This window comes from Halobellus sp. Atlit-38R (assembly GCF_003665925.1).
Lineage (GTDB): Archaea > Halobacteriota > Halobacteria > Halobacteriales > Haloferacaceae > Haloquadratum > Haloquadratum inordinatus.
Genome location: NZ_QXIJ01000312.1, coordinates 1 through 462, shown reverse-complemented (window position 1 = coordinate 462; position 462 = coordinate 1). Strand labels below are relative to the sequence as shown.

The 462-nt window shown below is 63.6% G+C and carries 1 protein-coding gene; it reads right to left on the bottom strand.

Annotated features, from left to right (window positions below):
- A partial coding sequence (locus D3D02_RS19555) for an E3 ubiquitin ligase family protein (RefSeq protein ID WP_233560731.1) occupies window positions 1-395 on the bottom strand: 395 nt, incomplete at its 3' end.
- Between the last annotated feature and the right edge of the window lie 67 nt (window positions 396-462).

Here is a 462-nt window from a genome sequence, read left to right as displayed (position 1 = left end):
ACCGTCACTGACTGAGACTCGAATCGCACGTCCGCTCCATCGGGGTTCACTCGGACGCGGTCGTTCCCGTCGTCGACGACGAAGTCGACGCCGTTCTGTCCCTCGTCCAGCGTCTCCCAGTGTGAGTGTTTCCCGGACGACCGGTACTCCTCGACCTCGTAGGTGTATGCCAGACACTCGCTGCCGGTGAAGGGGGCCGTAACGGTCTCGCCCTCCTCGTGGGCGACAGCCGTACCGGTGATTTCGACGGGGCCGGTGTGGCCATCGAGCGAGCGCACCGGGACCGGATCGTTCCGGAGGATGTGAAACACCGTTTGGAGTTCCTGGCCGCCGCGGAAGAGGACGACGCTACCGATGAGCAAGAAGACGGTGGCAACCAGTTGCGGGAGGACCATACGTCGATGCCGGACCCGGCTGAAAAAAATGTTCCCAGTTATGCCGACCGACGGCTAGGGCGCGGCA